Here is a 19270-nt window from a genome sequence, read left to right as displayed (position 1 = left end):
TAGCCTTCGGGCATGACTGTTTCACGGACTGTCGAACTCGACGGTCACATCATCGATTCGGGGATGATGGAGACTTCGTTCCGGGTAATCATGGAGATGGGCGGCTCCTTCGAGGTCGAGGAGTTCAATATCGGCCGCAGCAAAACCGAGAAGTCCTACGCTCGGTTGCTCGTCGAGGCCGACGACGAGGAGACGCTGCAGTCGATCATCCACGAACTCCACCAGAACGGCGCGAATCCGGCCGACCCGGCCGACGCCACGCTGGAGCCAGCACCGAAAGATCAGGTCGTCCCCAAGGGCTTTTATTCGACGACCAACCACCCAACCGATATCCGCTACGACGGCGAGTGGGTCCCCGTCGAAGACATCGAGATGGACTGTGCGGTTGTCGTCGAAGACGGTGACGACCCACGCGCGTACACAAAAGTGCTCAACGCCGTCGAAGAGGACGACATGATCGTGACCGGCGACGCGGGGATTCGCGTCAATCCGCCGGATCGACCGCGTGACTCCGAGGGAGCCTTCGGCTTCATGCAGGGCGGAGTCTCCTCAGAGCGACCGTCAGAGTCGACGATTCGGAAGATTGCGGGAGCCATCGAGGAGACCAAACGCGAAGATGGGAAAGTCCTGGCAGTTTGTGGACCGGCGCTGATCCACTCGGGAGCGCGAGAAGATCTGGCAGCACTCGTCCGAGAGGGTTACATCGACATGCTTTCGATCGGTAACGGATTCGCCGTCCACGACCTCGAACGGGACCTGTATGGCACCTCGTTGGGGATGGATACCGAGGAACTCGACCACCCGCGGAAGGGGCACAAACACCACATCTACACGATCAGCGAGATTATCCGCGCCGGCGGCATCGAGGACGCGGTCGAGGACGGCTTAGTCGAATCAGGTGTGATGTACGAGTGCGTGCAAAACGACGTGCCGTACGTGATCGCGGGATCGATCCGCGACGACGGGCCGCTCCCGGAGACGATCACCGACGCTATCGAGGCACAGAACGCGATTCGCGAGCAGGCCCACGAGGCCGATTTCGTCATGATGCTCTCGACACTACTGCACTCCGTCGCGGTCGGAAACTGTCTGCCGTCGACCACGCGAACGGTCTGTGTGGATATCAACCCGGCCACCGTCACGCAACTGGTCGACCGCGGGAGCGCTCAGGCCGTCGGAATGGTGACCGACATCGGTACGTTCGTTCCGATTCTGGCCGAGCATCTCTTCGACGAACGAGAGTAACCACGAACGAGATCTAGCGGGCGAGTGCCGTACTGCCCACCGGGAGAACAAACTCTCCCGAGGCTTCACTCACTTCGGTCGCGAAGACCAGATGTTTGAACAGATTGCGAGCGTGGCGGGCATCCCGAGCGGGAAACTGGTGGGTTGAGACCGTCACACCGATTCTGGCCGAGCATCTCTTCGACGAGCGGGAACGAAAAGAAGGCGAGAGGCTGTTACTCCTGGACGACGACTGCACCGATCATCCCAACAGCACGGTGTGGGATGCAGACGTACGGTGCGACACCGGTCTCCTCGAACGTGAAGGAGTAGGTGGTGTCGGCACTGCTCTGTGCTTGACCGCTATCGAGTTCAATATCGACTGGGACGGAACCGGAGTTGATGTCGGTAACGACGTTGTGAGCACCGCCTTCACCGGTCCATTCCCACGTGACCTCCGTTCCGGTGCTGACGATTGCGAGCGGCGGATCGAAGGCGACGCCCTGGGCACCTGCACCGACAGCGATGGTCGCGCTGTCTTGGCCGGTCATATCGGAAGCCGATGGCTCGTTGGAGTAGATCTGTGCCGCCTGTCCGCCGTCGCCTTCCATCAGCCAATTGTGGACTGCTTCCGGGACACCTTCCGGGACCGTACTGCCGCCGTCGTCGTCGTCTCTATCGGTTTTCGTCCCCTGCGTTCCCGGCACGCCGCGTTTGTCACCGAGCACACCGCCACACCCGGCCAGCGCGACAGAGCCAGCAGCACCGGCAATTCCCAGCAGGTCTCGTCGGGTCAGTTCTCGTGTCATCGATCGTTCTAGCTGGCAGTTATTGGCATGCCGGATTTAATGCTTCGGTTCGGAACACAGCAATCAGCCAGTAGTACCGAACCAGTTCGGGGAACGAACCCGATCAGGCCGAGTCCGTCGCTCGGAGGAACGCGGCCGCATCTGCTGCAGTCTGCGTCGGTGCCTCCTCCATCGGGATGTGTCCGATACCCTCGTAGCTCTGGAAGACGGCGTCGGGCGTTTCGTCGGCCAGTTCCCGGCCGAACGACATCGGGAGCCACTCGTCTTCGCTGCCCCACTGAAACAGCGTCGGGACCGACACGTCGGCGATGCTGTAGTCGTCTTGCACGTTCGGGTGCAGATCCGGACTGGAAGGCAGCGCCGGCGGACGCACGTCGAGCAGTTCCCAGCCGTTGTGACTGTCGTCGTGTTCGCGCTGGTAGTTGCGCGCGATTTCGATGACAGCACGTCGATTCCCCGATCGGAGCAACAGGTCGTGGTACCGCCGGACCAACTCCGGCGTGACCTTCGACGGGTCGCCGTAGGCGTCTTTGAGAATCAGTCTGATGACCGACCGGGGCGTGACGTACCGCGGCACGAAATCGCTGCCGAGAGGAGAGTACTTTCGACCCAGTTTCGACAACAGCGTCGCGCCGCCAGCATCGAGCAAGACGAGTTTCGAGACCAGATCCGGCCGGTCGACCGAGAGCCGCCACGCGACGGCACCGCCCAGCGAGTTGCCCGCGACCGCAATCTCGGAGAGCCCGAGTTCGTCACAGAAGTTACCTGCCGCCTCGATGAGCCCCTCCAGCCGGTTCGGGCCGTCCTCCCGCGGACCAGTCAGTCCGAATCCGGGCAGGTCCAGCCTGACGAGCCGAAACTTCTCGGTCAACTGGTCGACCCAACCATCCCACGTGTGAAGCGACGAATAGGTCCCGTGGATCAGCAGCAGTGTCGGCCCGTCGGCGTTTCCTTCGATCCGGTAGTGGATATCTGTCCCGTTGACGTCGATAAATCTGGACGTGTCGCTGACGTACTCTCGCTCCAGATTTCGACGAGGACGGTCCGGTTGGAACGGAACGATCTCGCTGTAGGTCTCGGAAACGACCGACTGTGCCATCTGAATCCCTGTCGTGAGTGGAAACGCCAGCATGTCTAGATCCCCCCACCGGACGAGTCGATCCGAGCAGAAAGACGATATGCGGCCACACACCAAGAGCACCCAGTCTGTGAATGAGTCACACAAGCCATCGGCGTAGGCTGATTCTATCGTTCTATATACTTAACTGTGACTCATATACTCATATGATCAATATTTCGTGCTGAAAGGTCTGTGATAATATCGACCACCTGTTCAGATTCTCACGAGGGAAATTCACTGGTAGTCAAGAAGGAACCGGTCGGCGTCCCGGGCCGTCGGGATTGGGACTTCCTCCATCGGAATGTGGCCGATGCCGTCGTAGGTGAGAAAGTGACTCTCCGGGATTCGCTCGGCCAGTTGCTTGCCGAAGGCGAGTGGCAACCACTCGTCTTCGCTGCCCCACTGGAACAACGTCGGGACCGAGACGGCCTCGATGTCGTAATTGTCCAGAATGTGTGGCGATGGATTGTACGATGACGGCAGGTACGGGAGTCGTGATCCGTACGGATCGTCGACTTCGCCGCCGGGGTGGTCAGCCGCATAGTTGCGCGCGATTTCCAGCACCGAGCTGCGGTTGCCGGAGCGGAGTAACAGATCGTGGTATCGCCGGACTAACTGCGGTGTAACCTTCGATTCGTCACCGTAGGCGTCTCTGATGATCAGCCGGATGATCAGCCGAGGCGTGACGTATCGCGGCACAAAATCCGTGCCGAGAGTCATCAGGTTCCCCGCGAGTCGAGCCAAGAGCGTCGCGCCGCCGGCGTCGATGAGGATCAACTGAGAGACGAGATCCGGCCGATCGACCGAGAGTCGCCACGCGATGCCGCCGCCCAGTGAATTCCCGACCAGCGTCACTCCCGATACGCCGAGTGCATCGCAGAACTTCCCGACCGTCTCGATGAGATATTCGAGCGTGTGTTCGCCCTGCTGGCGCGGTCCGGTCAGGCCGAATCCGGGCATGTCGAGCCGGAGGACGTGGTATCGATCTTTCAGTTCGGCGACCCAGCCGTCCCACGTATGCAACGAGGAGTAGGTTCCATGGAGCAACACGACCGTCGGATCCGATGGATCACCGGCCTCCCGGTAGTGGATACGACTGTCGCCGACTTCGACGAACCCCGACGTTCGGTCGGTGTACTCCCGTTCGAGTGCTGTGGTCCCCTTATCGGGCTGGAGCAGCCCGAACTCGCTGTAGGTTTCTGTCGCAAGCTGGGTAACGAGCTGGGGGATCTGGAACATGGTCGCTATTCGTCGACGCTTTCGGCGTGAGTGTCGGCGTTATCGGGATCGTCGACCGGGCTACTCGGATGATACTCGGTGTCGTATTCGCCCGGCTGGTCGTCGAGTCGGTCAGGATTGATCCGCCCGCCCAGCAGCATGAAGTCCAGAATCGTTAGCCGGAGCATCGCCTCGACGACAGGCACCGCTCGCGGCATCAGCACCGGATCGTGTCGGCCGACGACCTGAATCTCCTTGCGCTCGCCGGTCTCCCAGTCCGCGGTCGTCTGCTCTTTCGGGATGCTCGTCGGGGCGTGCCAGGTGGCCTCGCCATAGATCGGTTCGCCGGTCGTGATGCCCCCCTGGAGACCGCCGTGGTCGTTGCCAACCGGGACGGGGTCGCCCTCCTCGCTGACGGTTTCGGGGTGAGATTCGCCGTCGTCAAACTCCCAGTCTTCGTTGCGCTCGATACCGCGCATGGTCCGCGTCTCCCTGCCCTTGCCGAACTGGAAGCCGCTGGTGGCCGGAATGGAGAACATCGCTTGCCCGAGGCGGGCGGCGAAGGAGTCGAATCGTGGCGCGCCGAGTCCACGAGGGACACCACGGCACTCGAAGTAGACAGAGCCACCGATGGAGTCACCTTCCTGCTGGTATTCGTCGATTGCCTCGCGCATCTTCTCGGCCGTCTCGGGGTGAGCACACCGGACCTCGTTCTCTTCGGTGTGTTCGAGCATCTCCTCGAAACTCACCTCAGGGGCCTCGATGTCACCGACCTGGTTGACGTGGGCTTTGACCTGGATGTCGTACTCGCTTTGCTCGAAGACCTGTTTGGCGATTGCACCCGCAGCGACCCAGTTGACCGTCTCGCGTGCGGAGGAGCGCCCCCCACCGCCCCAGTTGCGCGTTCCGAATTTCGCCGAGTAGGTGTAGTCGCCGTGGGAGGGTCGGGGAGCGGTCACGAAGGGTTCGTACTTGCCCGAGCGGGCGTCTTTGTTCTGGATCACCATCCCGATTGGCGTCCCGGTTGTGTAGCCGTCCTGTACTCCAGATTTGATCGACACCTCGTCGGGTTCGCCCCGGGAGGTAGTGATCATCGACTGACCCGGTTTCCGTCGGTCGAGTTCCGCCTGGATGTCCTCCTCGCTCAGTTCGACGCCGGCCGGACAGCCGCTGACTGTACAGCCCATCGCCTCGCCGTGAGACTCACCGAAGGTCGTCACCTGAAAGAGCCGACCGAATCGATTGCCGTTCATTGTCATACTGCAAGCAGTTAGGAAGTAAAAAGACCACGGCTTGGGGCTGGGATCTTCACTGCGACGCGACAGATGGTCGCTGGATCTCCTCCGCGGTTCCCGCTCCGGCTTGTTCACAGGCCAAGTCATCGGCAAACGATTTTTGCGTCGCTGCGCTGAACGAGTGGTATGGCGCTTCTGTCCGCTCCGGAGGAGTCACCGGCGGCGAGCGGTCTGGTTGCCGGCGGAGCCGCCTATCTGCTCGGGGTTGCAGTGATCGTCGGGACCGCACTCGCCGGCGTTGCCCCCGCAACCGGCGTCTGGGAACGCTCGGACGGTATCGGCTATCTCCTCGTTCACCACGCGGCCCACCTGCCGGTCTGGCAGTTCACCGTGCAGTGGCCAGTTGTCCCGTACACCGTCGTTCTCGCAACCGTGCTCGTGGTGGCCGGTTTCGTCGTCACCCAGCACGTCCGGGACCGGGTCGGAACTGGCTTCCGGACAGGCAGTTCCATCGCGGTCGGCTACGTTCCCGTGACACTCATCGTGAGCGTTGCGCTCGTCCTCGGCCACGGCGCGATTACGCCCATCAGAATGATGGCTCCGACGCTGCTCGTGGGCATTGTGATTCCGGGCCTGCTCGGGGGAATTGGCGGAGTACTCAGCGACAGATACGACCGGAGAACCGCCGGAGTGTCGCAGTCATAACTCGCCAGCCTCGGCCATCGCTCGAAGCTCATCGGCCCGGTCTCTGATCTCGGCAAGGTCGCCGTTCTCCCGTTTGGTGTCGACGTGGCTGTACATCAGCCCCATGCGATGGTTGCTCCGGAGTTGCTCCTCGTTGCGAGCCAGAAAGTCCCAGTACAGTGCGTTGAACGGACAGGCCCGGTCGCCCGTATCTTTGGTCTTGTAGTAGTGGCAGTCGCCGCAGTAATCGCTCATCCGGTCGACGTAACTCGCCGAGGAGACGTACGGTTTGGTCGCGAAGACGCCGGAGCCGTACTGGCCCATCTCGACGACGTTCGGCGTCGTCACCCAGTGATAGGCGTCGACGTAGGTGGCGTGAAACCAGTCGTTCAGTTGGTCGGGTTCGACCCCCCACAGCGTGGCGAAGTTGGCGAGGATCATCAGCCGCTGGATGTGATGGGCGTAGCCGCGTTCGTGAACGTCTTCGACCGTCTCGGCGAGGCAGTTCATCTCCGTCTCGCTGCTCCAATACAAGTCAGGTAATTGCTTGGTTGCACCAAGTTGATTTGCCGAAGCAAGTTCTGGCATCGCGTGGCGGTAGACGTGCCGCATGAACTCCCGCCAGCCGAGCAGTTGTCGGAGGACACCTTCTGCGGAGTTGAGCGGAACGTCTTCACGCGATTCGTACGCCTCCTCGATTTCGGTGATCGCCTCCCACGGATGCAAGAGACCGAGGTTGATTGCTGGACTGAGCAGTGCGTGAGCCATCGCCCAGTCCTCACTCCGCATCGCGTCCTGATACGGGCCGAATTCGGGGAGTCGCTGATCGCAGAACTGATCCAGTACGTCGAGTGCCTGCTCCCGGGTCGTCGGCCAGACGAACGCTTCGTCATCACCCCACGTCTCGAACTCCGCGCTGACCCACTCGCTGACTTCTCGGACGGTCGCGTCGTGCTCGACCTCGTGACGCTCCGGCGAGTCCCACTCCGGCGGCGGGAACTCCTGATTCTCCTCGTCGAGGTTCCAGTCCCCGCCGACCGGATTGCCGTCGTCTGTGAGGAGGACGCCCGATTCGCGGCGCATCCACCGGTAGAACGTCTCGTGTCGGAAGGAGTCGGTGTCGCCGTTGGCCCACTCGTCGAAGGCCTGCCGTGTGCTCACGAACAGTTCGTTGTCGACGACTTCGAGGTCGCCGCCGACCTCACCGACGAGTTCGGCCATCCGCGGCCCGCTGCGGTAACTCGGCGAGCGCATCGCGACCAGGGTATCCTCGGGGTAGGCCTCGAAGTAGGTCGCCAATCCCTCGCGGAAGGTGTCGGCCTGGATGTACTCGACAGCGTAGCCACGGTCGCGGAGTTGATCCCGGAACTGCCGCATCGCGGCGAAGACCAGCGTGAGTTTGTCGTGGTGATACGGTTTGCGGCGGGCAAAGTCGTGGGCTTCGATCATGAGCACGCGACTCCCCTCGGGGGCGCGGCCGAGCGGTCCCACCTCGGGGTGGAGTTGGGTACCCAGCACCCAGGGGACGCGATGCTCGTCAGTCATGTCGTACTCGGGGGCGTCTCCGACGACGGGTCCGACCATCGCCGGGAGATTGGACTGGACGACCGTAAATCCTCGTGGCACTGAGCACATGGTGTTCAAATACGCGGAGGTGTCCTGCACAAGCCACTGTTGGGTGGGACTGGAAAAGACTGAGTGCTCGGTCCGGTGAGACGACGCAAGGACCGCATGACGCCATCCGAGGACTACAGCGAGTCACAACCGGTCGAACGCGAGGGGGCTTCCGGGTCAGTTACATCGCTACGCTCCGCAATACAGCTATTAACTGAACGCCACCACCGCGCCCCCGTCGACACACACAAACCTCGGGACGCCGACACTCAGTGTATGGAAGACGCCGGCATCTACGCACGCGAGTCGAATTTTCTGGATCGGTACGTGCAACTCGGCATCGCACAGGGACGGGTCCTCTCCGTCGAGTTCCCGTACGAACCCGACGCCGAGGCGGAGTCAACGCACGAACTACTCGACCGTATCGAGGCGTATCTGCAGGGCGAAGAAGACGAGTTCGCGGACGTGACTGTCGCGTTGACGATGGCGACGGACAAGCGAGACGTACTGGAGAAAGTCCGAGAGATTCCCTACGGCGACAGCGGAACAGTGAGACAGGTGACGATGATGGTTCCCGGTCGCAGTCCGGAGGACGAAGATGATCTGGCCGCGGTACAGGACGCCCTCGCAGCCAATCCCGCGCCGATTTTCATCCCGACACACCGCGTGAACGACGGCCCGAGCGGAATGCCCTCAGACGTGGCCTCTAAACTCCGAGCCCTCGAAGGACTCTGAGAAAGTAGAGTTTGTTTCGCTTCCAGAAACGCTCCACAAGACTGATACGAGTTGTAAATTACGTGGAAAATGAAGGATGACAAACAGGCGAACGTACCTCCGGCGGCTCGGTGCTGGTGTCGGTCTTGCCCTCCTCGCTGGCTGTGTCGACGAAGACGCGGCCGAAAATAACGATAACTCGGACGGAGACCAGCCCGACGAGGAACCGAACGATGACGGTGTAACAGCAGGCGACACCACAGCGGCGCTCGACTCACCACCCGCCCCAGTCGACGACGCGCTCAGAGAGCGCGATACGCAGAATTACGACGGAGAGATCGCCAACATGCTTGAATCGGATTCTGTCGAGATCACAGTCGGCGGTGGAGAGAATGGACTCGCATTCGACCCGCCCGTTGTACAGGTCGCTCCTGGCACGCAGGTGACCTGGCGATGGAGTGGCGACGGCGGTGCGCACAACGTCCTCGCGATGGAACCCGAAGGAGCGTTCGACAGCGGTGATCCGGTCGCCGAGCAAGAAACGACGTACTCGGCGACGTTCGAAGAAGAGGGGAACTACCTCTACGCCTGCCAGCCACATCGCGCGATAGGGATGTGGGGTGCTGTCGTCGTCGGAGAAGGCGGTGAGGCCGAACCGAACGGGACGAACGATGGCGATTCAGAACCACCCGAACCGGATTACGACGGCCCAGCCGCAAAGGCCGACGAGTACCTCGAAGATAACGATGCCCAACAGTACGACGGGGAGTTCACCGACTTCACGGGACAGGACTCGGTGACGATTTCAGTCGGGGGCGGTGAGAGCGGACTCTCGTTCGATCCGCCGGCAGTGATTGTCGATCCCGGAACTGAAATCGTCTGGGAGTGGACTGGAGAGGGCGGTGCTCACAACGTCGTCTCGGCCGAGGAAAGCGCGAGCAAATTCGATAGTGGGGAGATAGTGCAGAGCGAAACCCGCACCTACACAACGGTGGTCGAGGAAACCGGAGCATATCTGTACTACTGTACACCGCACCAAGCCGTCGGGATGCACGGTGCCATCGTCGTCGAGGGGTGATTAGAGGTCCCGCGAAACGAGACGCGCCGCGGTCCGCCCGCTCTCCATCGCCCCCTGAATCGAGGACCACTCGGTGAATTCACCGGCCAGATAGACCGGTCCCTCCGGCGCGTCGGCCGCGGGAAGTTCCTCGGTGAAGCCGGATGGTTGCTCGAACTGTGCGAAGGGGATCCGGTGTGTTTCGAGCAGTTCTAGCTCGCCGAAGCTGTGTTTCGGATACCACGATTCGAGGGTATCCCGTACCTCCGCAGCCAGTTCCTCGTCGCTTTCCTCGGGTGTCCCGAGGAACGTCGCACTCAGCAGTTGCTGGCCGTCGGGGGCGTACTCCGGCGCGACAGCCGACAGCGGCGCGATCTGGTTCGGTCTGTCGTCGACGGTGTTGAGAATGAGCCGACCGTCGGTCCCCAGCGGCTGGGTCTCCGGGAGCGAGAAGTACTGCGTGACACAGCCGTCGCCGTCGGTCGGAATGCCCTCGCAGTCGGTTAGTTCGCGGGCCGATTTCGGGTCTGTAGCCACCACGGCACCATCGGCTTCGATGGTCTCGCCGTCAATCTCACACTCAACACCGTCGGAATCGTGTGAAAGGGAGTGGACAGTCCGCCCGGTTTCGAGCGTCGCGCCCGCCTCACGAGCAGACGTGGCGAGTTGCTCGGGAATTGCTTGCATCCCCGCACTCGGGACGACAATCTTGCCGGTCGACAGCATCTTGAAGGTGTACTCGAAGACCAGCCGAGAGGTCGACAGCGAGCGGTCGAGCGTGATCCCGCCGTAGAAAGGTGCGGCGAAACGGTCGCGGAATTGCTCGGAGAACCCCAGTCCACGGAGGGCGTCGTCGATGCTCTCGTGGTCTTCGGCGAGGATATCGGCGATCGGTTTGCGACTCATCGCCCAGCGGAGTTTGAACGTCCGGAGTTTGTCCCCGAACGATACGTCGCGGTTGAGCAGCGACGGCAGCAGCGCCTTCGGGTCGCGCAGCGGATCAGCGAGCGTCGAACGCTCGCCGGGTTTGGCGAGAATCGCGCCGGGCCGGAACGCACGCAGATCTAACGCCGCGAGGTCGAGTTCGTCCTGCACGGCGGGGTAGGCAGTAAAGAGCACCTGAAATCCGCGGTCGAAGGTGAACCCATCACCGTGGTCGGTTCGGACGCGGCCGCCGACATCGTCGTTTTGCTCGAAGACAGTCACGTCCGCGCCCTTGGCCGCCAAGTGTCGGGCGGCGACGAGTCCAGCCAGTCCACCGCCGGCGACGATCACATCGGTCATACTCGGGACGTTGTCGCCCATCAGTAAAATGGCTACGAGGAGTCGGCCGCTCGGCCCCAGCGTGCCCGAACTACTCCGCAGCGAACACGACGCCGGTAATCTCGAACCGTGTCCTGCCGTCTGAGCCATCAGTGATCTCGATGTCCCAGTCGTGGGCCTCAGCGATTTCCTCGGCGATGCTGAGACCGAGTCCCGTTCCCGCCTCGGTCGTCGAGCAGCCAGTCTCGAAGACGGACTCGCGGATCTCCTCGGGGATTCCGGGGCCCGTATCCTCGACGTAAAATCCGTTGGGGAGTTCGCCAATCGTCACGGTCACGTCCTCGCCGCCGTGTTCGATTGCGTTGCGGATGAGGTTCTCCAGCAACTGCCGCAGTCGGCTCTCGTCGGCGAGAATGGTTCTGTCGACCGTAACCTCACACGTCGCATCTGTCGTCTCGACGGTCTCCCAGCAGAGCCGAGCGGTGGCTCCGAGATCAACCGGCTCGGTCTCCCGTGCCGTCTGGCCGTGCCGGGCGAGTGTGAGAAGGTCATCGATCAGTTCGTCCATCCGCTCGAGTGACCGCGATACGTCGTCGAGATGTTCACTGTCACACTCCTCCTGGGCGAGAGAGAGCCGTGTAGAGGCGACGTTGAGCGGGTTTCGGAGGTCGTGAGAGACGATACCAGCGAACTCGTCGAGTTGGTCACGTTCCTGCTGGAGTTCCTGTCGGCGGAGACGACTTCGCTCGGCTTCGACGGCGCGTTCGATCGCTCGCGCCTCGAAGAGACCGAGTGCCAGCCCGATCACACCGCCCAGACTGACGGCCCAGCGAATCCAGCTCACGGTCATGAACAGGGACTCCGGCGGGATCGCCAGCATGAATCCGAGATTGATCACGAGAAACAGCCCCGCTCCCGCGAAACACCAGCCGGTCAACCGGCGGTACCGCTCCGGAGAAATATCGTTCACCCACGTCCAGTAGCCGCCGTACAGCAATCCGGCGACAGAGAGAACCGAAGTAAAGAACGCCGTCGTGTAACCATCAGGAATCGAAACCACTCCGGTGACAATGAGAACAACCTCTCCAGACATGACCACCGCGGTCACAACACCCAACCCGATAATTAGTCGGAGTAACCAACTCTCCGGCAATAACCGACTGCTCATCTCGATATACGATTGAGATACGGAACGTATATCATTTTTGTCATCAGAGCCAACAGTCTCAGAGAAGAAACGATCCAGCGATCTGAGCAATTCTCCCACCGTTCTCACCGATCCGGAGCAGACGGCAGGAATTAGTGAGCGCAGTCCAACCCCCCAGTATGCAAACGACTGACGGCTTCGACGGGCTTCGGTGTCTGGACTGCGGCACGGAGTTCGGTATCAACGGGCCGAACCGCTGTGCGGACTGCGGCGGCGTGCTCGAACCAGTCTACGACGAGAGCGTGCTCGAAACCGCCCACGATCAGCTATTCGGCGGTGACTCCGCCGCGGGACTCGCGCAGTTCGCCGATGTTCTGCCGTTCACTGTCGACGCCATCCCCACAGTCGAGGAAGGCGGGACGCCGACCGTCGACTGCCCGACGCTCGCCGAGGAGGCCGGCGTTGGTGGAGTCCATCTCAAAGACGAGGCGCGCAACGCGACCGGTGGGATCACCGACCGGGAGATGGCTGTCGCCGTCGCCGCCGCGGCGGAACACGGCGTCGAAGCGGTTGCGCTGCCGACGACCGGCAACGCCGGCCAGTCGGCCGCGGCTTACGCCGCCCGCGCAGGCCTCGAATCGACGAGTTTCGTCCCCTCGCGGGCGACATTCGAGACGAAGGCGATGATCAACGTCCACGGCGGCGAGATGAACGTCGTCGGCGGCCGCTACGGCGACGCCGCCGAGGCATTCGAATCCGCCAGCGAGGATGAAGACTGGTACTCGCTCGCGCCGTTCGGAACGCCGTTCCGCCACGAAGGTGCGAAGACGATTGCCTACGAACTCGCCAAAAGCGTCGGCAGCGCGCCCGACGCCGTCGTCCACCCGACCGCTCACGGCACTGGACTGCTCGGCATCCACCGCGGTTTCCGAGAACTCGCCGCGACGGGCGCAATCGAAGCCGTGCCGCGCCTGTACGCCGCCCAGCCCAACGGCTGTGCATCCATCGTCGAGGCGTGGGAAGGCAACGAGGAAATCACGCCGGTCGAACAGCCAGATACGATCGCAGGCGCGCTGGAGATTCCGGATCCGGAGGGCGGCGAGTACGTGCTGGACGCACTCGATGCGACCGACGGTGGCGCAGTCGCCGTCGAGGACAAGGAACTGCTCGAAGCCGGGACGACCCTCGCTCAGGACGGCGTGCCAGTGAGCGCGACCGGCGCGACGGCCGTCGCTGGTCTGACTAAACTCGCCGAATCGGGCGCATTCGACGAAGACGACGCTGTGGTGCTGATCAACCCCGCAACGGCGAACCGCGAGGCCGATATCCTCCGCAGTCACCTGATGAGCAAAGGGATCTGATTAGACTGTGTCTGTCGGGAGGTAGATGTACGTTTCCGCTCCATCACAGACCAAGGAGTCGCGGGGCACCCCGAGTAGTCGGCCGAGTTGTTCGAGGTCAGCTATCGATCCTGCTGTGTTGAGCACCAGCAGATAGAGCCCGACCTGTGCAAGTGGTTGGACAGGGGAGAAGAGATAAAACAGACCGATGGGTGTCACGACGAGTAGCGGCGCGACTGTGATCCAGATACTCTCTCGCCTGCTGTGCAGTTGACCGGGTGCGGCCGTGTGGAACCCACGCCAAGAGATGCCGTATTCGATTTCGTAGCCGAAATATCGGTAGGCGAGCCCGTGGGTTCCTTCGTGGAAAAGAACCGTCAGCACGATTCCGGCAACCGGCGGAATCCACAGCGTGATCGGACCTGCAGCCCAGTCGATACCACCCGGCTGAACGGTCGTGTAGAGGCTGAAAAACGCGACACCCGCGACGAGCGTGAGCACAGCACCGCCAACGGTAAGAATCAGCGAAGACTGTCCGAGTCGGCGTGGACCCGTAAATCCCTGCGGTGGATCCGGCACGATCCGTCTCGTCGACTGTGCTGGCGGCGTCTCTGCCATTCGTTACGAGACGTACAGCGAAAACGATAGGAATCTTTGGGTTCGCAACCGGGGACTACCGACCGCTCTTCTGTCGGCGGTGAATGATCCCCTGCATATCTGCCGTCGTGTGGGCGAACTCTCGGAGTTTCTCGCTGGTCTCGCCCTCGCCGAGGACCATCGGTTCGCCGTCGTCGCCACCCTCACGGATCGACGGATCGAGTGGAATCTCGCCGAGGAAGGGCAACTGTACGTCGTCGGCCAGTTCGCTGCCGCCGCCACTGCCGAAGATGTCGTGTCGGCCGCCGCAGTCCGGACAGTGGAACGAAGACATGTTCTCGACGATTCCCAGCACGGGCGTCTCGTGTTCGCCGAACATTTCGAGTCCTTTGCGGGCGTCGTCGATGGCGACATCCTGCGGCGTCGTGACGATGACAGCGCCGGAGACGGGCACGCTCTGGAGCATCGTCAGTTGGGTATCGCCGGTGCCCGGCGGCAGGTCGATGACCATGTAATCGAGATAGCCCCAGTCGACATCCTCCCAGAGTTGGGTGAGGACCTTGTGGACCATCGGGCCGCGCCAGATGACCGGGTCGTCCTCGCCGAGGAGGAAGTCCATACTCATTAATTTCATTCCGTACTGTTCGGGCGGGATGATCTGTTCGTCTTCAGTCGCAGAGGGTCGTTCGTCGGCGTCGACCATCCGCGGGACGTTCGGGCCGTATACATCTGCGTCGAATAATCCTACGCGTGCGCCCATGTCCGCGAGGCCGGCCGCGAGGTTGACCGCGACGGTACTCTTGCCGACGCCGCCTTTCCCGGAGGCGACGGCGATGATGTTCTGGACGTGTGGGAGAATCTCATCTTCGGGGTCGAGTCCGCGGTCGACCGAGGCCGACAGTTCGAGGTCGTACGAAAAGTCAGCGAGTGCTTCCCGAGTCTCCTCTGCAATTTGGGTCTCGCCGGGTGAGAAGGGCGCACCGAGGGTGAGGTCGAGATAGATCGTCTCCTCGTCGTGGTCGATGTCGATACCGTTGATGAGATCAAGAGAGACGATGTCTTCGCCGAGGTCCGGGTCGATGACTCCGGAGAGGCGCTCGCGGATCGCGGATTCGTCCGGTGTACTCATAGCTACAAATAGGGAGATTGCAGGCGAAAAGGGTTGTGAACCACGTACACGGAACCAGCACCGAAGCCGTATGTGACAGCGCCACCAGGTGGGAGGGGGATCGTTGTGTTTAAATAGGCCGGCATCGGAAGACATGATAGAATCGTGTAGGGGCGTCGGGCCCCGAGTCCAGCAATGGGCGGAAATACATACAAGCTACACGTGTCGTGGTAGCCAAGCGGCCCAAGGCGCATGGTTGCTAACCATGTGGCATAATGCCTCCGGGGTTCGAATCCCCGCCACGACGTGTAACATCCACCATCCATGAGTGCAGAAGAACCCACAGACGCGGAGGAAGAAGACGACGACATTCGTTACTTCGTCCGCATCGGTCAGGCCGACCTCGACGGCACCAAGTCAGTCGAGCGGTCGCTGACCGAACTCGACGGTATTGGACGGCGATCAGCGCGTATTATCGCCGACAAGGCAGGTATCGACCGCCGCGCAACCTTCGGTGCGCTCGAAGACGACGAGATCGAAGAGATCAAATCGTACGTCGAAGGTTTCGCAGAGGAAGTCCCCGAGTGGCTCACGAACCACCGCAACGACTTCTTCGACGGCGAGACAACCCACGAGATCGGCAACGACCTCGAACTCACCCGCCGGCAGGACATCAACCGCATGAAGATGATCGACTCCTACAAGGGAGTTCGACACAAGCGCGGCCAGAAGGTCCGCGGCCAGCGAACGAAGTCCACCGGTCGTACCGAGGGGACCATCGGGGTCAACGTCGAAGCGATCAAAGAAGAAGCCGCAGAAGGCGGCGACGAGGAGGAGGAATAAATGGCACTTGGACAGAACACGAAGTTCTACGAGACGCCGAATCACCCATACCAGGGCGAGCGGATTTCCGAGGAGATGGGGCTGTCGGGCAAGTACGGACTCAAGAACAAAGAGGAACTCTGGAAGGCCCAGTCGGAACTGCGACAGTTCCGCCGTGAGGCCCGACGCCTGATCGGCGAGGCCGGCGGCGACGCTGCCGCAGCGGGCGTCGAAGGTGAGGAGTTCCTCACCCGACTCAAACGTATCGGCGTGCTCGGCGACGAGGACGGACTCAACGACGTGCTGGCGCTGGACGTGACGGACATCCTCGAACGGCGACTCCAGACGGTCGTCTACCGGAAGGGCTACGCCAACACGCCGGAGCAGGCCCGACAGTTCATCTCCCACGGCCACATCACGGTCGAGGGGAGTCAGGTCAGCATCCCCTCCTACAAGGTCGAGGTCACCGAGGAGGGCACCGTCGGATTCGACGAGAGTTCGCCGCTGACGGACGAACTTCACCCAGAACGAGCGGAGGAACAATAAATGGCTGAAGAAGACAAATGGGGCATTGCCCACGTGCACGCATCGTTCAACAACACGATCATCACGATCACCGACCAGACCGGCGCTGAAACCATCGCCAAATCCAGCGGCGGGACGGTCGTCAAACAGAACCGCGACGAGGCCTCGCCATACGCGGCGATGCAGATGGCCGAAGCGGTCGCAGAAGACGTACAGGCACAGGGAATCGAGGGCGTCCACGTCCGCGTTCGTGGTCCGGGTGGCAACCAGCAGACCAACCCCGGTCCGGGCGCGCAGGCGACGATTCGAGCGCTGGCACGAGCCGGCCTCGAAATCGGCCGGATCGAAGACGTGACCCCGATTCCACACGACGGAACTCGCGGACCGAAAAACGCCGGGTTCTAACACATGGAGGATTACGAGGTCCAGTTCGTCGACCGGTCGGAGCGCTCGGCGCGATTCGTCGTTCGTCCGATTACGCCGGCCTTCGCCAACGGCATTCGCCGGGCGATGATCGCGGACGTGCCCACCTTCAGCATCGACACCGTTCGGTTCATCGAGAACTCGAGCGTGATGTTCGACGAGCAGATCGGACTGCGGCTGGGACTCGTTCCGCTGACGACCCCGCCCGGTGAGTTTCAGGGGGGCGAGGAAGTCACCCTCTCGCTGGACGTCGAAGGGCCGGAGACGGCCTACTCGGGCGATCTGGTCTCCAGTGACGAACTGGTCCAGCCAGCCGACGAAAATATCCCGATCATCGACCTGAAGGAGGGGCAGCGGCTGGAACTCGAAGCCGACGCCGTCCTCGATGTCGGCAAGGAACACGCCAAACACCAGGGCGGCGTGGCCGTCTCCTACCGGCATCTCCAGGAAATCGATGTCGTCGGCGACGCCGGCGAGTTCGACGACGAGGAACCGCACGTGCTGCGCGGGGTCATCCAGGAACAGGCCGCCGAGGACGCCGTCGAAACTGGCGGGTACGAGCCGGAGAACGGCCAACTCGTCCCGACGGAGGCCTTCGACAACGACCTGACGAACCGGTACCCCGGCAAGGACGTAGAAGTGACGGATATCGACGGCGCGTTCGTCTTCGATGTCGAGACGGATGGCTCGTTCAGCGTCGACGAACTCGTCGTCGAGGCCGTCGGCACGATCGAAGATCGCGCTGCGGAACTGAAAGAATCGATTCAACTATGACAGGGCAGTCCTCCCGAACCCGGACGGAACCAGCGTCGCTGGAGAGCGGCGACGCCGGAGAAATCGAAAACGGTTTGGGGGGACGGCCACCAACATCGAATACGTGCAGGGATAGCCAAGTCTGGCCAACGGCGCAGCGTTCAGGGCGCTGTCCCGTAGGGGTCCGCAGGTTCAAATCCTGCTCCCTGCATTTTTCATCAGGAGGTAGGTCATGAGTAAGACGAACCCGAGACTAAACAGTCTCATCGCCGATCTGAAGTCGGCTGCCCGGAACTCCGAGGGCGACGTCTGGAGTGACGTCGCCGACCGACTGGAGAAACCCCGGAGCACTCACGCAGAAGTCAACCTGGGCCGCATCGAGCGGTACGCCCAGGCTGGCGAGACCGTCGTGGTGCCCGGCAAGGTCCTCGGCAGCGGTGTCCTGCAGAAGGATGTCACCGTCGCCGCCGTGGACTTTTCGGGAACAGCGCAGACCAAAATCGAACAGGTTGGCGATACCATGAAACTCGAAGAGGCACTTGAACAGAACGAAGACGGATCGAACGTACGGGTGATCCGATGAGCGTCAGCACGATCGAGGCTGACCTCGTCGTAGATGCAGGCGACTGCATCCTCGGCCGCGTCGCTTCCCACGTCGCGGAGCGTGCGCTGGACGGCGAGACGGTCGCCGTCGTCAACGCGGAGCGAGCCGTGATCACCGGTCGAGAGGAACAGATCATCGAAACCTTCCAGAAACGGCGGGATGTCGGCTCGGACCGCGGGCCGGCCTACCCGAAACAGCCCGACCGCATCTTCAAACGCTCCATCCGCGGGATGGTGCCGCACAAGAAACCGCGCGGCCGGGAAGCCCTCGAGAACACCCGCGTCTACCTCGGCAATCCGTACGAGGACGACGGGGAGATTCTCGACGGCACCTCGCTGGATCGACTATCGAACATCAAATTCGTCTCCCTCGGGGAGATCAGTGAATCACTCGGAGCAAACGTCACATGGTAACGAACACATCAGGCAAGAAGAAGACGGCAATCGCACGGGCGACAATCCGTGACGGCTCTGGGAAAGTCCGAATCGACTCCCAGCCCGTCGAACTCGTCGACCCCGAGATGGCACAGCTCAAAATCTTGGAGCCATTCCGCATCACCGACGACGACCTGCGCGACAGCATCGATATCGATGTCAGCGTCGAAGGTGGCGGTGTCATGGGCCAGGCAGACGCTGCCCGGACAGCCATCGCACGCGGACTGGTCCAGCACACGAACGACGCCGAACTGCGGGATGCGTACATGGAGTTCGACCGGTCGCTGCTGGTCAACGACGTTCGACAGAGCGAAGCCAAGAAATGGGGCGGTCCGGGTGCCCGGGCGCGCTACCAGAAATCCTATCGGTGATCATCCATGATGGTACCAGTCCGGTGTTTCACCTGCGGTAACGTGGTCGGCGAACACTGGGAGGAGTTCAAACATCGGACCCGCGAGGCCGACGATCCGGAGGATCCGGCCAAGGTACTCGACGAACTCGGTGTCGAACGACACTGCTGTCGGCGGATGCTCGTTTCGCACAAGGATCTCGTCGATATCGTCGCACCGTATCAGTAAC

23 protein-coding genes and 2 tRNA genes are annotated in these 19270 nt (G+C 61.9%); 15 read left to right on the top strand and 10 right to left on the bottom strand.

Annotated features, from left to right (window positions below):
- Positions 1–12 precede the first annotated feature (12 nt).
- The gene (locus tag V8P86_RS08870) at positions 13–1245 is read left to right on the top strand and encodes an ornithine cyclodeaminase, nickel-pincer nucleotide-dependent (RefSeq protein ID WP_336326903.1); all 1233 of its coding nucleotides are present in this window, start codon (positions 13–15) and stop codon (positions 1243–1245) included.
- Between the two features lie 13 nt (positions 1246–1258).
- On the opposite strand, the gene V8P86_RS08865 is transcribed toward V8P86_RS08870, so the two are convergent.
- The 5 genes from V8P86_RS08865 to aroC form a co-directional block, all read right to left on the bottom strand.
- The gene (locus V8P86_RS08865) at positions 1259–1402 is read right to left on the bottom strand and encodes a hypothetical protein (RefSeq protein WP_336326902.1); all 144 of its coding nucleotides are present in this window, start codon (positions 1400–1402) and stop codon (positions 1259–1261) included.
- A 58-nt stretch (positions 1403–1460) separates the two neighbouring features.
- Positions 1461–2033 (bottom strand): halocyanin domain-containing protein, encoded by a 573-nt coding sequence (locus tag V8P86_RS08860; RefSeq protein WP_336326901.1) that lies wholly within the window; start codon positions 2031–2033, stop codon positions 1461–1463.
- A gap of 103 nt (positions 2034–2136) precedes the next feature.
- Positions 2137–3165 carry an alpha/beta fold hydrolase gene (locus V8P86_RS08855; protein ID WP_336326900.1) on the bottom strand — a complete coding sequence of 343 codons (1029 nt, stop codon included), beginning with the start codon at positions 3163–3165 and terminating at the stop codon, positions 2137–2139.
- A gap of 222 nt (positions 3166–3387) precedes the next feature.
- Entirely contained in the window at positions 3388–4392 is a 1005-nt protein-coding gene (locus V8P86_RS08850; protein WP_336326899.1) for an alpha/beta fold hydrolase, read from the bottom strand.
- 5 nt (positions 4393–4397) lie between these two features.
- A complete protein-coding gene (gene aroC, locus V8P86_RS08845; RefSeq protein WP_336326898.1) occupies positions 4398–5624 on the bottom strand; it encodes a chorismate synthase in 1227 nt (408 codons plus the stop codon).
- Positions 5625–5792: 168 nt separating this feature from the next.
- Between aroC and V8P86_RS08840 the strand changes: the two genes are divergently transcribed.
- On the top strand, positions 5793–6311 hold the full coding sequence (locus V8P86_RS08840; protein WP_336326897.1) for a DUF7978 family protein: 519 nt from the start codon (positions 5793–5795) through the stop codon (positions 6309–6311).
- On the opposite strand, the gene V8P86_RS08835 is transcribed toward V8P86_RS08840, so the two are convergent.
- Positions 6306–7835 carry a cryptochrome/photolyase family protein gene (locus V8P86_RS08835; RefSeq protein ID WP_336327288.1) on the bottom strand — a complete coding sequence of 510 codons (1530 nt, stop codon included), beginning with the start codon at positions 7833–7835 and terminating at the stop codon, positions 6306–6308. The genes V8P86_RS08840 and V8P86_RS08835 overlap by 6 nt on opposite strands.
- Positions 7836–8180: 345 nt before the next feature.
- Here V8P86_RS08835 and V8P86_RS08830 point away from each other — a divergent pair, with 345 nt between their 5' ends.
- Together V8P86_RS08830 and V8P86_RS08825 are read left to right on the top strand one after the other, a co-directional pair.
- Positions 8181–8639: an MGMT family protein gene (locus V8P86_RS08830; RefSeq protein ID WP_336326896.1), complete on the top strand. Its 459-nt coding sequence runs from the start codon at positions 8181–8183 to the stop codon at positions 8637–8639.
- A 76-nt stretch (positions 8640–8715) separates the two neighbouring features.
- Positions 8716–9696 carry a halocyanin domain-containing protein gene (locus V8P86_RS08825; protein WP_336326895.1) on the top strand — a complete coding sequence of 327 codons (981 nt, stop codon included), beginning with the start codon at positions 8716–8718 and terminating at the stop codon, positions 9694–9696.
- Here V8P86_RS08825 and V8P86_RS08820 read toward each other — a convergent pair whose 3' ends face one another.
- Positions 9697–10959 carry an NAD(P)/FAD-dependent oxidoreductase gene (locus V8P86_RS08820; protein WP_336326894.1) on the bottom strand — a complete coding sequence of 421 codons (1263 nt, stop codon included), beginning with the start codon at positions 10957–10959 and terminating at the stop codon, positions 9697–9699.
- Between the two features lie 70 nt (positions 10960–11029).
- Complete coding sequence (locus V8P86_RS08815) at positions 11030–12031, bottom strand: sensor histidine kinase (RefSeq protein ID WP_336326893.1); 1002 nt, start codon at positions 12029–12031, stop codon at positions 11030–11032.
- 233 nt (positions 12032–12264) lie between these two features.
- Here V8P86_RS08815 and V8P86_RS08810 point away from each other — a divergent pair, with 233 nt between their 5' ends.
- Entirely contained in the window at positions 12265–13446 is a 1182-nt protein-coding gene (locus tag V8P86_RS08810; protein ID WP_336326892.1) for a threonine synthase, read from the top strand.
- Here the strand turns inward: V8P86_RS08810 and V8P86_RS08805 are convergent, their stop codons facing one another.
- Both V8P86_RS08805 and V8P86_RS08800 read right to left on the bottom strand, forming a co-directional pair.
- Positions 13447–14043, bottom strand: coding sequence for a DUF3267 domain-containing protein (locus tag V8P86_RS08805; protein WP_336326891.1), 597 nt, complete (start codon positions 14041–14043; stop codon positions 13447–13449).
- A 55-nt stretch (positions 14044–14098) separates the two neighbouring features.
- Entirely contained in the window at positions 14099–15151 is a 1053-nt protein-coding gene (locus V8P86_RS08800; RefSeq protein WP_336326890.1) for an Mrp/NBP35 family ATP-binding protein, read from the bottom strand.
- A gap of 203 nt (positions 15152–15354) precedes the next feature.
- On the opposite strand from V8P86_RS08800, the gene V8P86_RS08795 reads away from it, so the two are divergent.
- From V8P86_RS08795 to V8P86_RS08750, 10 genes are all read left to right on the top strand, one after another.
- Positions 15355–15437, top strand: a tRNA-Ser gene (locus tag V8P86_RS08795).
- Positions 15438–15454: 17 nt separating this feature from the next.
- A complete protein-coding gene (locus V8P86_RS08790; protein WP_336326889.1) occupies positions 15455–15973 on the top strand; it encodes a 30S ribosomal protein S13 in 519 nt (172 codons plus the stop codon).
- Positions 15974–16498 carry a 30S ribosomal protein S4 gene (locus tag V8P86_RS08785; RefSeq protein WP_336326888.1) on the top strand — a complete coding sequence of 175 codons (525 nt, stop codon included), beginning with the start codon at positions 15974–15976 and terminating at the stop codon, positions 16496–16498.
- Positions 16499–16882, top strand: a complete 384-nt coding sequence (locus V8P86_RS08780) for a 30S ribosomal protein S11 (RefSeq protein WP_336326887.1) — start codon at positions 16499–16501, stop codon at positions 16880–16882.
- Positions 16883–16885: 3 nt separating this feature from the next.
- Positions 16886–17674 carry a DNA-directed RNA polymerase subunit D gene (locus tag V8P86_RS08775; protein WP_336326886.1) on the top strand — a complete coding sequence of 263 codons (789 nt, stop codon included), beginning with the start codon at positions 16886–16888 and terminating at the stop codon, positions 17672–17674.
- 105 nt (positions 17675–17779) lie between these two features.
- Positions 17780–17864 (top strand) — tRNA-Leu (locus tag V8P86_RS08770).
- Positions 17865–17885: 21 nt separating this feature from the next.
- A complete protein-coding gene (locus V8P86_RS08765; RefSeq protein ID WP_336326885.1) occupies positions 17886–18236 on the top strand; it encodes a 50S ribosomal protein L18e in 351 nt (116 codons plus the stop codon).
- Positions 18233–18670, top strand: a complete 438-nt coding sequence (locus V8P86_RS08760) for a 50S ribosomal protein L13 (protein WP_336326884.1) — start codon at positions 18233–18235, stop codon at positions 18668–18670. Before V8P86_RS08765 ends, V8P86_RS08760 begins: the two co-directional genes overlap by 4 nt.
- A complete protein-coding gene (locus V8P86_RS08755) occupies positions 18664–19062 on the top strand; it encodes a 30S ribosomal protein S9 (protein WP_336326883.1) in 399 nt (132 codons plus the stop codon). The genes V8P86_RS08760 and V8P86_RS08755 overlap by 7 nt, the downstream gene beginning before the upstream one ends.
- Before the next feature lie 6 nt (positions 19063–19068).
- Positions 19069–19269, top strand: coding sequence for a DNA-directed RNA polymerase subunit N (locus V8P86_RS08750; RefSeq protein WP_336326882.1), 201 nt, complete (start codon positions 19069–19071; stop codon positions 19267–19269).
- Position 19270: the final 1 nt, after the last annotated feature.

This window comes from Halovenus anhuiensis (assembly GCF_037080055.1).
Taxonomy (GTDB): domain Archaea; phylum Halobacteriota; class Halobacteria; order Halobacteriales; family Haloarculaceae; genus Halovenus.
This window is presented reverse-complemented; position numbering and strand designations above follow the sequence as displayed.

Bases quoted from the DNA above. Each gene is read 5' to 3' on its own strand.
- V8P86_RS08815 (WP_336326893.1), bottom strand. From the start codon at position 12,031: ATGTCTGGAGAGGTTGTTCTCATTGTCACCGGAGTGGTTTCGATTCCT.
- V8P86_RS08810 (WP_336326892.1), top strand. From the start codon at position 12,265: ATGCAAACGACTGACGGCTTCGACGGGCTTCGGTGTCTGGACTGCGGC.
- V8P86_RS08830 (WP_336326896.1), top strand. From the start codon at position 8,181: ATGGAAGACGCCGGCATCTACGCACGCGAGTCGAATTTTCTGGATCGG.
- V8P86_RS08765 (WP_336326885.1), top strand. From the start codon at position 17,886: ATGAGTAAGACGAACCCGAGACTAAACAGTCTCATCGCCGATCTGAAG.
- V8P86_RS08780 (WP_336326887.1), top strand. From the start codon at position 16,499: ATGGCTGAAGAAGACAAATGGGGCATTGCCCACGTGCACGCATCGTTC.
- V8P86_RS08840 (WP_336326897.1), top strand. From the start codon at position 5,793: ATGGCGCTTCTGTCCGCTCCGGAGGAGTCACCGGCGGCGAGCGGTCTG.
- V8P86_RS08835 (WP_336327288.1), bottom strand. From the start codon at position 7,835: ATGACTGACGAGCATCGCGTCCCCTGGGTGCTGGGTACCCAACTCCAC.
- V8P86_RS08855 (WP_336326900.1), bottom strand. From the start codon at position 3,165: ATGCTGGCGTTTCCACTCACGACAGGGATTCAGATGGCACAGTCGGTC.
- V8P86_RS08775 (WP_336326886.1), top strand. From the start codon at position 16,886: ATGGAGGATTACGAGGTCCAGTTCGTCGACCGGTCGGAGCGCTCGGCG.
- V8P86_RS08755 (WP_336326883.1), top strand. From the start codon at position 18,664: ATGGTAACGAACACATCAGGCAAGAAGAAGACGGCAATCGCACGGGCG.
- V8P86_RS08785 (WP_336326888.1), top strand. From the start codon at position 15,974: ATGGCACTTGGACAGAACACGAAGTTCTACGAGACGCCGAATCACCCA.
- V8P86_RS08800 (WP_336326890.1), bottom strand. From the start codon at position 15,151: ATGAGTACACCGGACGAATCCGCGATCCGCGAGCGCCTCTCCGGAGTC.
- V8P86_RS08790 (WP_336326889.1), top strand. From the start codon at position 15,455: ATGAGTGCAGAAGAACCCACAGACGCGGAGGAAGAAGACGACGACATT.
- V8P86_RS08850 (WP_336326899.1), bottom strand. From the start codon at position 4,392: ATGTTCCAGATCCCCCAGCTCGTTACCCAGCTTGCGACAGAAACCTAC.
- V8P86_RS08820 (WP_336326894.1), bottom strand. From the start codon at position 10,959: ATGACCGATGTGATCGTCGCCGGCGGTGGACTGGCTGGACTCGTCGCC.
- V8P86_RS08825 (WP_336326895.1), top strand. From the start codon at position 8,716: ATGACAAACAGGCGAACGTACCTCCGGCGGCTCGGTGCTGGTGTCGGT.
- V8P86_RS08760 (WP_336326884.1), top strand. From the start codon at position 18,233: ATGAGCGTCAGCACGATCGAGGCTGACCTCGTCGTAGATGCAGGCGAC.
- V8P86_RS08860 (WP_336326901.1), bottom strand. From the start codon at position 2,033: ATGACACGAGAACTGACCCGACGAGACCTGCTGGGAATTGCCGGTGCT.
- V8P86_RS08805 (WP_336326891.1), bottom strand. From the start codon at position 14,043: ATGGCAGAGACGCCGCCAGCACAGTCGACGAGACGGATCGTGCCGGAT.
- V8P86_RS08750 (WP_336326882.1), top strand. From the start codon at position 19,069: ATGATGGTACCAGTCCGGTGTTTCACCTGCGGTAACGTGGTCGGCGAA.
- aroC (WP_336326898.1), bottom strand. From the start codon at position 5,624: ATGAACGGCAATCGATTCGGTCGGCTCTTTCAGGTGACGACCTTCGGT.
- V8P86_RS08870 (WP_336326903.1), top strand. From the start codon at position 13: ATGACTGTTTCACGGACTGTCGAACTCGACGGTCACATCATCGATTCG.